At 44.6% G+C, this 14,066-nt stretch carries 10 protein-coding genes and 1 tRNA gene; 3 read left to right on the forward strand and 8 right to left on the reverse strand.

Annotation, left to right across the window (positions count from 1 at the left end; translation table 11 throughout):
* Positions 1 to 82: 82 nt before the first annotated feature.
* Together NFI81_RS21405 and NFI81_RS21410 are read left to right on the forward strand one after the other, a co-directional pair.
* Positions 83 to 511: a VOC family protein gene (locus tag NFI81_RS21405; RefSeq protein WP_234615097.1), complete on the forward strand. Its 429-nt coding sequence runs from the start codon at positions 83 to 85 to the stop codon at positions 509 to 511.
* A gap of 5 nt (positions 512 to 516) precedes the next feature.
* Positions 517 to 885 carry a DoxX family protein gene (locus NFI81_RS21410; protein WP_234615096.1) on the forward strand — a complete coding sequence of 123 codons (369 nt, stop codon included), beginning with the start codon at positions 517 to 519 and terminating at the stop codon, positions 883 to 885.
* Between the two features lie 102 nt (positions 886 to 987).
* On the opposite strand, the gene NFI81_RS21415 is transcribed toward NFI81_RS21410, so the two are convergent.
* The 5 genes from NFI81_RS21415 to NFI81_RS21435 form a co-directional block, all read right to left on the reverse strand.
* Positions 988 to 1,061, reverse strand: a tRNA-Pro gene (locus tag NFI81_RS21415).
* 117 nt (positions 1,062 to 1,178) lie between these two features.
* Positions 1,179 to 4,610, reverse strand: a complete 3,432-nt coding sequence (locus NFI81_RS21420; protein WP_234615095.1) for an efflux RND transporter permease subunit — start codon at positions 4,608 to 4,610, stop codon at positions 1,179 to 1,181.
* A gap of 31 nt (positions 4,611 to 4,641) precedes the next feature.
* The gene (locus NFI81_RS21425) at positions 4,642 to 5,778 is read right to left on the reverse strand and encodes an efflux RND transporter periplasmic adaptor subunit (RefSeq protein ID WP_234615094.1); all 1,137 of its coding nucleotides are present in this window, start codon (positions 5,776 to 5,778) and stop codon (positions 4,642 to 4,644) included.
* A gap of 50 nt (positions 5,779 to 5,828) precedes the next feature.
* Entirely contained in the window at positions 5,829 to 7,196 is a 1,368-nt protein-coding gene (locus NFI81_RS21430) for a TolC family protein (protein WP_234615093.1), read from the reverse strand.
* On the reverse strand, positions 7,186 to 7,812 hold the full coding sequence (locus NFI81_RS21435) for a TetR/AcrR family transcriptional regulator (protein WP_234615092.1): 627 nt from the start codon (positions 7,810 to 7,812) through the stop codon (positions 7,186 to 7,188). Before NFI81_RS21435 ends, NFI81_RS21430 begins: the two co-directional genes overlap by 11 nt.
* A gap of 455 nt (positions 7,813 to 8,267) precedes the next feature.
* Between NFI81_RS21435 and NFI81_RS21440 the strand changes: the two genes are divergently transcribed.
* On the forward strand, positions 8,268 to 9,749 hold the full coding sequence (locus NFI81_RS21440) for a type III PLP-dependent enzyme domain-containing protein (protein WP_234615091.1): 1,482 nt from the start codon (positions 8,268 to 8,270) through the stop codon (positions 9,747 to 9,749).
* A gap of 227 nt (positions 9,750 to 9,976) precedes the next feature.
* Here the strand turns inward: NFI81_RS21440 and NFI81_RS21445 are convergent, their stop codons facing one another.
* Genes NFI81_RS21445 through NFI81_RS21455 form a run of 3 tightly spaced genes read right to left on the reverse strand, consistent with a single transcriptional unit; the run spans position 9,977 to position 14,032 of the window.
* The gene (locus NFI81_RS21445; RefSeq protein WP_234615090.1) at positions 9,977 to 10,516 is read right to left on the reverse strand and encodes a D-glycero-alpha-D-manno-heptose-1,7-bisphosphate 7-phosphatase; all 540 of its coding nucleotides are present in this window, start codon (positions 10,514 to 10,516) and stop codon (positions 9,977 to 9,979) included.
* A gap of 12 nt (positions 10,517 to 10,528) precedes the next feature.
* Positions 10,529 to 11,554 (reverse strand): uroporphyrinogen decarboxylase, encoded by a 1,026-nt coding sequence (hemE, locus tag NFI81_RS21450; RefSeq protein ID WP_234615089.1) that lies wholly within the window; start codon positions 11,552 to 11,554, stop codon positions 10,529 to 10,531.
* Between the two features lie 27 nt (positions 11,555 to 11,581).
* Positions 11,582 to 14,032, reverse strand: coding sequence for a TonB-dependent receptor (locus NFI81_RS21455; RefSeq protein WP_234615088.1), 2,451 nt, complete (start codon positions 14,030 to 14,032; stop codon positions 11,582 to 11,584).
* Positions 14,033 to 14,066: the final 34 nt, after the last annotated feature.

Here is a 14,066-nt window from a genome sequence, read left to right on the forward strand (position 1 = left end):
AACCACCTAAGAATGTCGCATTTACACAACCTGCCGGCATAACATAGGCAATACCTTTGCATTGTTAAACAACAAACAAATTATGCTGAGCGCAAATACTTACTTCAATTTCAATGGCAACACGGAAGTTGCCATGAACTTTTACAAATCCGTCTTTGGAGGCGAGTTCACAAACTTCAAACGTTTCAAGGAAGTCTTTGGTACGGACACTTTACCAGTGGAAGAACAGGAAAAGATCATGAACATTACGCTTTCTGCAAAAGGCGGTTTCACCTTAATGGCGACCGACACGCTTGAATCGATGGAACAAAATGCAATTCCCGGTAATGCTTTTCATATCAACCTTATTACTGAAAGTGAGGCGGAAGCGGATCATTTATTCAGTCTGTTATCGGGAAATGGGCATGTTGAGATGCCTCTGAACAAGACTTTCTGGGGGTCCTATTTTGGAGTCTGCAGGGATGAGTTTGGCGTGTCGTGGATGATCAATTATTACTATCCAAATAACTGAACGCCATGAATAAAATCAATATTTGGTACTGGATCTTTACGATCGGCTTCGTTCTGCCGCTAACAGCTGGCTCTTTATTTGAATTAAGTGGTAATGCGGATTCGATTTCGCAATATACGCGACTTGGTTACCCGGCTTACCTGCCGCCTTTCCTGGGGCTTGCACGTCTTCTTGCTGTGATTGCGATTATCGTTTCAGGATTCCCAAGGCTTAAAGAGTGGGCATATGCGGGTCTTGTTTTTGATGTAATGGGTGCTGCGTTCTCTCAAATTGCATCCGGCCAGGAATTCACAAATGCTCTTTTTCCTTTGATCACTATTTTTTTTATTGCCGGTTCTTATCTCTTATACCATAGGAGAGTGGCGCTTGGGTGAACGTTAAAGATTGCTTCGGCAATTTGGATGGCTGTTTAAATGCACCCCACGCTAGTGCGTGATACAAAACCGAAAAAGCCCGGTCCGAAGACCAGGCTTTTGTCGGGATGACAAGATTCGAACTTGCGACCCCTAGCACCCCATGCTAGTGCGCTACCGGGCTGCGCTACATCCCGAAATGATTGCTGAATGATTCAGCTCCCGAACTCTTTGGGGTTGCAAATCTAGGAATTTTTGGAATACTGCCTATTCCAATTTGAAAAAAATTAAAACAGGCAGTATTTTATGATCTGCTAAATGGTTTCGCTTTGCCAATTTGGGTTCACGACCTCTTTCTTGCCCTTTCTGAACCACTTGTCGCGGACGCGCTCGTTTACATAATACATACATGGAACCATGATCAATGTAAGCAATGTCGAGAATGTTAATCCGAAAATGATCGTCCAGGCAAGAATGTTCCAGAAAATTGAGCTGGGTCCGCCAACGATCAGGTGTGGTTCCAGATTCCGGAAAAGACCAACAAAGTCAACGGTTATTCCCAAAGCCAGCGGCACAAGTCCCAATACGGCTGCTGATGCTGTCAACAATACGGGCGTTAACCTGATCGCTCCACCTTCAATGATGGCCTCACGCATGGGGTAACCGCGTCCCCGAAGCTCTTCAATGAACTCAATGAGGAGGATACCATTCTTCACCACAATACCAGCCAGTGCAATAATGCCGACACCTGACATAATGATGGAGAAATCTTTATTGAAAACAATGAAGCCCAGCAATACGCCAATCAGCGACAACAGAATTGTAAAGAAGATAATGAACGGCTTCACAACAGAGTTGAACTGCGTGGCCAGGATCAGATAAATAAGCAGGATTGCTGCGCCAAATGCGGTTCCAAGAAACGACATCGATTCATTCTGCTCTTCCTGCTCACCGCCCATCTTGATAATATAACCATTTGGGACTTCCATATCCTGGATCAATGTTTCGATTTGCGCAACGATTTCGTTGGCATTGTAACCCGGCAAAACATCGGAGCCTAATGTCACGATCCGGCTTTGGTCCTGACGGTTGATCTGGCTGAAAGTGGTTGAATAATGCACATCAGCAACGGAAGTAATCGGAACCTGACGCAGCGCTCCGCCCATATTCATGTCGCGGTAAACAACATTCAGGCTCAAAAGCTTCTCAATTTGCTCACGATCATCTTTTTCCAGCCTTACCATGATCGGATATTCGTCCTTATCATCTCTGAACTTGGAAACTTCAAGACCGAAAAGTGCCGTACGGACTGCCAGCGCGATTTGCTGCGAGCTAATGCCTTCGCGTTGTGCTTTCTCACGGTCAATGTCAATGACGATCTCCGGTTTGTTCGTTACCAGGTCCGAACGCAATTGATCTATCCCTTCAATGCCCGATTGCTGCACTTTTTGCAAAACGCTTTTTTCAAGCTTTTGAAGCACTTCAAAATCATCACCTGAGATCTCAATAGAAATCGGTTTACCCGTTGGAGGGCCTACGGCTTCGCGTTCTACGGAAATTTCTGCTCCCGGAATGCCTTTTACAGCCTCCCGGATTTTGCGGAGGATGGTTTCTGATGAACGACCGCCCCGTTCGGTTCCGTAAACAAATGCTACAGTTACCTTGGATTTGTGCGGCGTTGCAGAACGGTCCGGGTTATAAGGGTCACCGGCGTTTTTGCCAACATTGGCAATCACCGAATTTACCATATCCATGGCCTTTTCTTTTTCCAAAACATCGAAAACACGCTTCTCGATGATCTTGGTCACAGAATCAGTCACCCGTGCATCCGTTCCGATCGGCAGTTTATTATAAACATACACGTAATCCGGATCACCACTTGGGAAGAAAAGCACCTTAGGCTGCACGATGCCGGTCAGCACGAATGTGAAAATCAGTAAACCAAACACAATGGCAATAGCAACAACCGGTCTCCAGCCTCTCAAAAGCCAGTCGATCAGCTTGCGATAGCCGTTTTTCAAAGAAGGCAATAGGCGATCCTGGAAAGGGACCAAAATTCTTGGTGTCAGAATGTAATGATTAAAAACCCATAGCAAGAGGATGAAAACGAAGAAGTTACCAACTCCGCGATCGATCAGGTAACCAATTGCTGCCGCAACAACCAGGATAATCAGTGGCCGGCGGATGGCTTTGAAACTCGTGTCGTGCGCTTCTTTCTCGTCTTCATGACGTCCCATGAATGACACCGCAAATACCGGGTTCATTACATATGCCACAAAAAGCGATGCGCCCAGGGTTATAATGAGCGTCAGCGGCATGAATTTCATGAATTCCCCGACTATACCCGTCCAGAAAAGCAGCGGAAAGAATGGTGCAATGGTCGTTAATGTTCCCGATAATACAGGAATAAACACTTCACCGGCCGCGGCTTTCACCGCCTGCTGGATCGTCCAGTCTCTATGTTGGTTGAACAAACGGTGCGTATTTTCAATTACCACAATCGCGTCATCCACTACAAGCCCTATACCGAGCAGGAATGCGAACAGAACGATGGTGTTCAATGTAAATTCTGTTCCTACCAATGGCCCGATAATAGGCATCATTACAAAAGCAACCAGTGCCGAAAGCGGAACGGAAAGTCCCACGAAAATGGCATCACGCACACCCATGAAGAACATGAGCACCATTACCACGAAGATAAAGCCGAGTACAACGGTATTGATAAGGTCATGCAAATCAGCTCTCGTCTGAATCGACTGATCCGCTGTGATCTTCACGTCCAATCCCGGGGGAAAACGGTTTTCTTTGAAGTCCGCAATCACATTTTCGATCTTATCAGCTGCTTCAACAAGGTTCTCACCGGAACGTTTGATCACGTTCAGCGTGATTACTGTTTTATTCGCCAAGCGGGCAAAATCCTGTTGTTCTTCAAAGTTATCAGACACTTCGGCCACATCGCCCAGACGAACCGTTGCGCCTGTTGCAGTGCGGATGCGGATATTCGCCATATCTGCAACATTGGTATACTCACCTTTTACACGAAGCGTTCTGCGCACACCTTCCACATTCAATTCACCACCCGAAACGTTGATGTTTTCACTCTGAATCGCAGTCTGAACATCATAGAATGTCAAACCCGTCGATTTCATACGGTCCAGGTTTACGTTGATCTGGATTTCACGGTTCAGTGCACCCAAAATATCCACACGCGTGATTTCCGGCAATGCTTCGATTCCGTCCTGCAAGTCTTCCGCGTATTGCTTCAGTTGTTTCAGTGAGAAATTACCCGCAATGTTCACGTTCATGATCGGGAACTCCGAGAAGTTCACGTCCTGGGCCGTGGGACCCGAGTCGAGATTCTGCGGTAAGTCTGTTTTTGCTTTATCAATTGCATCTCTGACTCGTTGCAGGGCGACTTCAACTGCCACATCCGGCGTAAATTCCACCAGGATTACCGAAACATCTTGCAATGCATTGGATTTGATCTTTTTAACCCCGTTCAGTGATTTAAGCTGCTTTTCAATGGGTTTGTTGATCGTGTTTTCAATATCCGCAGGCGCTGTTCCGAAGTAAATCGTGTTGATATAGATCTGCGGGATCTTGATATCGGGAAACTGCTCTTTGGGCAGGTTGTTATAGACCATAAACCCGGCAAGCGTAATGATGAACGTAAAGATGTAAATCGTCGTCCGATTCTCTACGCACCAGTTGGTAAAGCCTAGGGTTTTATATTCGTTAAATTTCATAAATAGCTAATGTTGAATGAGATAAATAGCCTTAATAGCTGATCGGCTGGCCGTCGGAAACTTCCTGATAACCCAATGTGATCAGCTGGTCGCCTGCTGCGAGGCCGGAAAGGATTTCTACTTTTCCGTTATAGCTCAAACCGGTTTTGACTTCTTTTGCCTTGGCCACCTTTTTATTACCCTCGGTTACAGCCACATATACAACATTGCCCTTTTCCGTGCTTTGCACGTAATTCTGATCAATCGCCAATGCATTTTTGCTGATCGCATCATTGATCTGAATTTGGGCCATCATATTTGGCTTAATGTCTTTTCCTGACGGCAGATTGGCTTCGATCGAGAATGTCCTTGACAATGGGTCAACGGTGGTGCTAACGAATGTGATTCTTGCCTTATATTCCTTTTTCAAATCAGGAAATTTGACGATCACCTCATCACCTTTTTTCACACTGGCAGCATAAGTATCAGAGACTTTTGCAGTTACTTTCAGGTTGTTCAGGTTTACAATCCGCACAACGCCCACGCCCGGGGAAGCTGTTTCTCCTACTTTTACATTGACCATATCAACCACACCGGCCATTGGCGACACAATGTTGGTTTGCGCCAGTTGACTGTTCAAGGTGCTCATTCTTCTTTCCAGAGACTCCTTGTTGTTTTTGGCTTGCAGATATTGAATCTCGGTTCCGATTTTTTGGTCCCAAAGATTTTTTTGCTTTTCATAGATCGTGTTGGCGAGCGACATTTGTGTTTTCAACTCTTCTACAGATTCCGAGAGAATGCTGTTGTCAATTTTTCCGATGATGCCTCCTGCCTTTACATAATCACCTTCTTTCACATACATCGCGACAATTGCGCCGCCTGTTTTCGGTGTCACCAATACATTGTTTTTCGCATCCACTGTTCCCTGCAATTCCACATAATGGCGGAATGTCGCAGCATCAAGCGTATCAATGGTTACCGGTTTTACTTTGGCTTCCGCAGCTTTGTTAGGATCCAGTTTTGTGATCTCAATTTCAAGCGCTTTGATTTTCTTCTCATTCTCTGCACGCTCTGTTTTCAGCTTGGCAAGTTCTTCTTTCTTTCCTGCCAGGCCTTCTTTCTTTTCATCTCCGCCGCATGACGCAAGCAGGATAGTCATGGCTGTTAATATTAAAATATGTCTTTTCATGATATAGGTAAGTAGCAGTTTCAAATTTTGTTTTAGTGTTAATGTGATGCTTATTTTTCTGTATAAAGTTCTCCTTTGGCGCGGCTGAGGTCTACCTTGGCGATCATCAGGTCATAAAGCGCAGTGAAATAGTTCGTTTGCGCTTCTTTCAATGATGATTCTGCGTTGATCACCTCGATGTTGGAGCCGACTCCTTCTTTGTATTTGATTTTCGAAACACGGACAATTTCCTCAGCGAGCGTCAGGTTGCGTTTCTGGGTTTCCAGCGTAGCAAATGCATTTTTAATGCTAATACTTGCCTGATTGTTTTCCAGGTCGATAGACTGTTTCAGCAGCGTCTGGTTGTTCTTCACCTTATCAATGGCGATCTTTTTCTGGTTGATCTGGTATTTTTTGGAAAAACCATCGAAGATCGGAATGTTGAGGTTTACGGTTAACACCATGTTATTATACCAGTTGTCGGTAAATAGTTGTGAAAACTTGTCATAACCAGCATTGTACCCATATCCAACAGAGGCCGACAAGCTTGGAAGATACCCACTCCGCACGTTGCGCAGGTCGAGGCCGGCTAGTTTTTCCTGGGTGTTGAGCAAGGAATATTCGATGCGGTTTTCATAACTGATGTCTGCATTAGCAGATTCAGATCTCAGCGCATCCACATTGACTGCATTAATGTCGTCGGTCAGTTTGATCGGCTCGTTAGCAGGCATTCCCATCTGATATTTTAGCAAGGCATAGCTCAATTCAATAAGATTCTGCACTTTTTGCCGCTCGGTTTGCAGGTTATTGATCTGCACTTCAAGGCGATTCACGTCCAAAAGCTCTACAAATCCGCTGACATTCATGGCCTTAGTCTCACGCATCAGCGAATCCACACGTGAAATGTTGAGATCCAGCAACTTGGCGCGCTCCTCAGCAACTTGTGCTGAATAATAGGCCTTTGTAACGGCCTCAGCCACTTGCACTTTCGATGACGTTGTAGATTTCTGAGCCAGTTCGCGATATGTTGCTGCTGCTTTCAAACCAATGAAGTAAGACCCACTAAAAATAAGCTGGTTCAAATTGGCAGATGCCGACCCTTGCCATGGGATCCCGAATTCTACCGCAGCAGGAGGAGCGTCCGCAGGAGCTGTCGGATCAAACGCATTTGCCGGAAGGAAGAACCTCGGGATAATAATGTTATTGGTCACCGAAACGGCCGCGCTCAACTGGGGCAGACCCGCTGCCCGGATCTCACCAATGCGTGCCTCGGCGGATGTTGCATCCAATTGCGCATTTTTAATATTCAAATTGTGCTTGATCGCATAATCCACGGCCTGTTCAAGGGAGAAATTCCCGTCCTGCGCGTGAAGCGGACCAATGCTGAGTAGAATCGCCAGCAGCATCAGGCTGCGTCGTATTATTTGTTCATTTTTCATGGGTATTGATTTCAATTGCTGATCTGTCTTTTATGGTGTTGTAATATTCAAATCCTTTTTCCGATAAGACCCCTCTCAGAAAATGGAGGAGGAATTGCATTTGGGTATGCATCATGCTGAATTTTTTCTGCGGAAATATAGTCGGGTCAAAAGCCATAACGATTTGTTCTATACGGAGCAATGCAAGCACATCTACGTCTATATCGGGCCGGTAAAGACCCTGTTCAATGCCAGTAACCAGATTTTCGCGAATACTTTTCAGCAGAAATTCATGCTTATACGTTTCAAATTGCTCCCAGGCCGTCGGATAATATTTTTTCAAGTCGTACAACAATGCCGGATTCATGTTGGAAAGTGTATCCCGCATTTGTGCCGATGCATACATCATTTGCTCAATTGGGTTCGCTGCTTTCTCATCCAGTTTCTCCATTTCGCACTTTTGATCCATAATTTCGTTTTGGATCACCAATGCCAGAATGGCCTCTTTGTCAGAATAATGCTGATATATCGTACGCTTCGAAATCCCCAGGTCTTTGGCAATATCATCCATGGTAACGCTCTTGATCCCATAGCGCCAGAATAGATTTAGGGCTGATTTAATAATTCGCTCTTTCACAGGAGCAAATTTCAAATAATCGAATGAAATAAACTAAGAAAACTTTCAAAATGTTTAAAGTTTTCTGGTGTCAGGTAAGCGCTGATGCTCAGACAGTAATGGCACTGTTTCGAAAAGCTGCCAGGCAACTTAATTTGGAAATATGGTGCCTGTCTGGCTTGTTAGAGAAGTAGAGAATTGTTACAAATTGCATGGCTGGTGGTTTAAGTTGATGAAAGTTGAGAAAATTAATGCGCCAAATGTAGGTCGGCATGGCCATTAAGAACAATCAAAAATTTATTAAACGGATAATTTAGGGTATGAACTTGGCAAATCAGGAGATAAAATGCGTTGTAACGGGAATGATTTAGATACAACTGGTGTTTGGAAATGACACATATTCTGACCAATTTTCGGGTCTTTTGTCTTAGTTATTAACTTCCAATTCACTAATTGCTATCGCGACAAACAAATCAATGAAAAGCTACATTGACCTGATTCAGCAGACGTTCGAGTTTCCTACGATGGAATTTAACGTTGATAATAATGAATTGCTGTTCAACAATGTACCACTGATGGATATCATCAAAGAACATGGTACGCCGTTAAAACTCAATTATCTGCCAAAAATCGGAGAGCATATCGAAAATGCAAACATGTTTTTTCGAAACTCTTTCAAAAGGCACAATTACAAAGGAAGCTACACTTATTGTTACTGCACGAAGTCTTCCCATTTCAGTTTTGTGCTGGAAGAGGCTTTAAAGCATAATATACATCTTGAAACTTCTTCGTCTTTTGATATTCCCATTATTCGCGAATTGTATCGCCGGGGCAAGGTAACCAAAAGTACTTACATCCTGGCAAATGGTTACAAATTGCCACGCTATACGCAGTATCTCAGTGAGTTGATCAACGAAGGATTTAATGTGATCCCCATTCTGGATAACCTTAAAGAGATCGAATCTTACGAGCAGCAGGTGACAGCGGATACGGTCAATTTCGGGATGCGCATTGCGACGGATGAAGAGCCGAATTTTGCTTTTTATACGTCACGTCTGGGAATCCGGTATAATGATGTGCAGCAGCTTTACAAGGAAAAGATTGAGTCTAATCCGAAGTTTAAGCTCAAAATGCTGCATTTCTTTATTAATACAGGCATCAAAGACAGTGCGTATTATTGGAGTGAGCTAACAAGGTTTATGTTCAAATACTGCGAAATGCAGAAAATTTGCCCTGAACTGGATTCCATTGACATCGGCGGAGGCTTACCAATTCAGACTTCCTTGCAGGCCGGATATGATTATCAGCAAATGATTGACGAGATCATTGAAAATATTCAGTGGATCTGCAACAAGAACAATGTTCCGGTTCCGCATATTTTTACTGAATTCGGAAGTTATACGGTAGGAGAGAGCGGAGCGGTTATTTATGAAATCATTGATAAAAAGCTGCAAAACGACAAGGAGCTTTGGTATATGATCAACGGCTCGTTCATTACGCAGCTTCCTGATTCGTGGGGCATGAACCAGAAATACATCATGTTACCGATCAATAACTGGGATAGTCCATACCAAAAAGTAAACCTTGGTGGATTGACATGCGATTCGCAGGATTTCTATAACAGCGAAATGCACAGCGCCGACTTGTATATGCCGATTTTTGAAGAAGATTCGGAAAAACAGTACATTGGTTTCTTCCACACGGGGGCTTACCAGGAGTCTTTGGGCGGTTATGGCGGCATTCAGCATTGTCTGATTCCTGCACCAAAACATGTTTTGGTAGACAAGGATGAAGACGGAAAGATCATTACACGTGTTTTCGCCGAAGAGCAGAACAGCGATTCAATGCTTAAAATCTTAGGTTTCAAAGAAGAATCGTTTGTTGTTCCTGAAAAGAATGTCGGAACGGAAATGCAGCCAATAGAAGAAGAGGAAGAATTGGTAGAAACAAAAATCTGACCAATGATATAAAGTTCTTTGAATGAGTTCGTTATTAGTCAAGCTAAAACGCTCATTCAAAGAATTATTTTTTATATTTTTGCGGTGACAAATATTTATACGAACAGGAAAATGAAAAAGACATTACTTCTCCTTGCTATTTGCGGCTCGCTAGCATTTGCATCTTGCACCAAACATGCTTGCCCTGCTTACGGTTCTACGCAAAAAGTAACTTTGCCAGCGCCTGCTCAAAGAGTCTGAAATTTACCTTCAAGGATTATTTTAGCTGCCTCGAACAAACTGACCGCAGCAAAATCGCCTGTTGATTTTACTGTTTCCGGAACAATCTGAATTGTTCTTACCCCCGCATTTCTTCCAGCTTCCATATCCCGGTCCCGATCGCCGATCATCCAGGACTGCTCCACATCTATATTATATTTTGCAATCGCCTTTTCGAGCATTAGCGAGCCGGGTTTCCTGGAAAGCGAAACGCCCGAGACATTGGGATGATAGGGTGAAAAATAAAGGTCGTCCAATGCATTGCCGGACGCCTGCTGCATGGCTTCGTGAATAGCGTAAACGTTGTCAGCATTATAAAGCCCCTTTGCAATGCCAGCCTGATTCGTAATGACAACCAGCAGATAACCAGCCTCTTTAAGGGCTTTAAGCGCTTCCACAACGCCTTCGGGAATCACGAGTTTTTCCAGATCGTACAAATAATCCGGGCAATCCTCATTCAGCACTCCATCGCGGTCGAGGAAGATGCATTTTGTTTTAGGTAAAGACATAAAAAGGAGTGACTAGGAAGAAAATTCTTTAACGGATTCGATGAAACAACGCACTTTATCAGGATCTGTGTCAGGATAGACGCCGTGACCTAAATTCGCGATATAGCGTTGTGTGCCAAATTGCTGCACCATACTTTTCACCTCTTTCCTGATCTGATCATATGAAGCGTATAGCACGCAAGGGTCAAGATTTCCTTGTAATGTTTTGTTAGGAATTAACTCACGTGATTCTGCAATGTCCATATTCCAATCAAGCCCAACAACCGAACAATTAAGCTCCGAAATGGCCTTGCGCGCGAAGAATGCGCCTTTGGCAAAAACGGTAACGGGCGCTTCCGAAATGGCATCGCAGATCTGTTTGATATATGGCAAAGAAAACGTGTTGTACTGCTCAGGCGATAATATCCCGGCCCATGAATCGAAGATCTGAACCAGATTTGCACCTGCTGCAATCTGCGCTTTTAAGTAAGCAATAGTGCTATCCGTTATTTTTTGAAGCAGTAAATGCGAGAATTCGGGATCGGCGTAAAGATGCTTTTTTGCCACTGAGAATGTCTTCGAACCTTTGCCTTCCGTCATGTAACAGAATATCGTAAATGGCGCTCCGGCAAAACCGATTAATGGCACGCGGCCTGCCAAACCGTCTTTTGTTAGCTTAATGGCATCCAGCACATATTTCAAATCCGTTTCCGGTTCTGCAATGTGCAGTTTTTCAAGATCTTGAATGGTGTGGACTGTGGCAGGAAAAACGGGTCCGCGCTGCTCGGCCATTTCGTATGGCAAGCCCATTGCTTCGGGTATAACCAGAATGTCGGAAAATATAATGGCCGCATCAACACCCAATAGATCAACGGGTTGCAAGGTAACTTCGGCAGCCATTTCAGGCGTTGTTGCCAACTTGATAAAGCTTCCGGCCTTCTCGCGAACGGCCCTGTATTCAGCCAAAATCCGGCCAGCCTGCCGCATCATCCAAACCGGCGTACGCTCTGTTTTTTCACCACGCGCCGCACGGAGCAAAAGATCATTTTTCAATTCCATGCGGCAAAGTTAGGCAGAAACTGCATATCAAAACCTAAAATTCACCCCGACCAGAAAATTCCTGCCGGCTTGCGGGAAGTAAAAATTCTCTTGCGTCAAAGCGCCTCCGGCGAAATAGCCGTACGTGTATCCATTGGATTCGTATTTCTCATCGAGCACATTGTTGACCAGTAAATTGATGGAAACTTCTCTCATCCAGCTCGGTCTGATGGTCCAGGAAAGGCGCACGTCGTTTGTAAAATAGGCGTCGAGTTTTCGCGTTTCGGAAGACGTGTTGTCCAGATATTGCTTGCCGACATATTTGCTAAGCAGCGCCAATTCCAGATCTTTTCTCAGGATGTAAGTCAGCTGACTTCCTGCAATCGCATTAGGCGAGAATGAAATGTCCGACTTGCCGTGGTTGACCGTGTTGTAATCGCCCGTGTCGTAGTTGATGACATATTCCGTAAAATCCCGGATCTTATTCTGGCTGAAAGTCGCATTAACGTTCCATTTCAAAGATTTACTAAAAGCAATTGCGCCTTCCAGCTCGACACCGGTGCGATAACTTTTCGGAACATTTACGCGAATTGAATTTCCCACATCATTGATTTGCCCTGTCAAAACCAGCTGATTTTTATAGCTCATCAAATAATAATTCGCCGAGAAAGCCCATATGCCGCGTTGTGTCCGAAAGCCAGCCTCGACATTTTGCAATTGTTCACTTTTTGGAAATAGCCCCGCGGTCGACGAGGTAAAATCATCCCTGTTTGGCTCGCGATTTCCCACACTGTAAGATGCATAAACCGAGCTTTGATCTGCCAATTGATAGGTTAACCCTGCTTTTGGATTAAAAAACGAGTAAGATTCGTCAAATGCAAGTGCAACCTGATCATTATCAGTGCCCTGGATGTTATGATTTACAGTTCTGAATTGCAAATCGACGAATGCATTCAGCTTCGGAGTCAGCTGATAATATAGCTTTCCATAAACGTTGAAATCCTTCTTAATGCCTTTGCTGTAATAATATTGGTGATCGTTTTCGATATTTCCGGCGTTGCGCGCCCAGATGATGCGGCCGTAATGGTCGCCATCATAATAGTTATAACCGCCGCCGAAGCTCGCAGTCAGCTTTTTAAAACTGTTGTATTCCAATGAAAAAGTGGAGCCATAAAAATAGTTATCCAGCCAGCGACGACGGATCAGATCAGTGCTCGTAAGCGTATCCTGGCCGATGACAACATTGGGTAAATTGTAGTTGCCGTAATTATCACCCACTCGCGACTGCTCATAATAACCCAGCCCGCGAACGAGGAAAGCATTAAGGTTAAAAATCCATTTATCGCTTAAATTATGCGACGAAACGATCTGGTAATGATCCTGGCGGTAATTATCCACCTCGTTTTTGTAAGTGTATGAATTGTAAGTCCGATCATCCGAATCCAGCAAGTTCTGTGCATCTTTTTCACTCAAACCATTCCGGTCAATGTAGCTTAAAATTCCTTCGCGGTTACCCCGCAATTTTGCCTCCGGCACGCCATTCCACGATTGGTAAGTGCGCTCATTGCCGGAAAACACATTCACCCGCACAAAACTCTTCTTCCCAAAAAATCCACCCGACAAATAATAAGAATGCAATTCGGAGGAAGCCCTATCCACATAACCATCTGACGAAACGCGCGACAGCCTTGCGTCAAATGTAAACTTCTCCTTAACCAGCCCTGAACCGACTTTCAATGTGTTTTTGAATGTATTAAACGACCCATAAGAGTTGTTCAACTCAGCATAAGGCTTTTCCTGAAATGCATTGGTGTTAATGTTGACCGACGCTCCAAAAGCGCCGGAGCCATTGGTAGAAGTTCCCACACCTCTTTGAATCTGAATGCTGCTGACCGAAGAAGCAAAATCCGGCATATTAACCCAGAAAACGCCCTGACTTTCGGCGTCGTTATAAGGAATCCCGTTAACAGTCACATTGATACGCGTCGCATCGGAGCCTCGTATGCGTATGCCCGAGTAACCTATACCCGCGCCTGCATCGCTTGTGCTCACGAGCGAAGGTGTGAAGTTGAGCAGAACCGGCAAATCTTGTCCAAGGTTTTGTTTATCAATGGCTTCCGCAGTAACATTGGTGTAAGCCATAGCCGTTCTATCCGTTACGCGGGTTGCGTTGATAATCACTTCGTCGGCCTGGTAAGTGCTTTTGGTGAGCTTGATTTCCAGTTGGTTATCTGTGGATAACGGTAGTTTCTGGGTTTGGTAACCGATGTAGGAGACTTCTAATGTTGAAATATTCTCGGAAATGTTGCGCAGACTGAAATTCCCTGCGCCGTCGGTCTGTGTACCGCGAATGTCGCTGGCTTTAATGGTCGCTCCCGGCAGGGGTTTTCCGTCTTCCGCATCCGTAACACGACCGGAAACGGATCGTTGTGCAAATGCAGAACGGAATGATAATGTGCTGATTATGAATATAAACAGATAGGTAGTAACGTTTCGCATTGCGATGATTTGGTTACAACAGGCAGGGGCCACC

The sequence above is a fragment of the Dyadobacter fanqingshengii genome, from assembly GCF_023822005.2.
Classification (GTDB): domain Bacteria; phylum Bacteroidota; class Bacteroidia; order Cytophagales; family Spirosomataceae; genus Dyadobacter; species Dyadobacter fanqingshengii.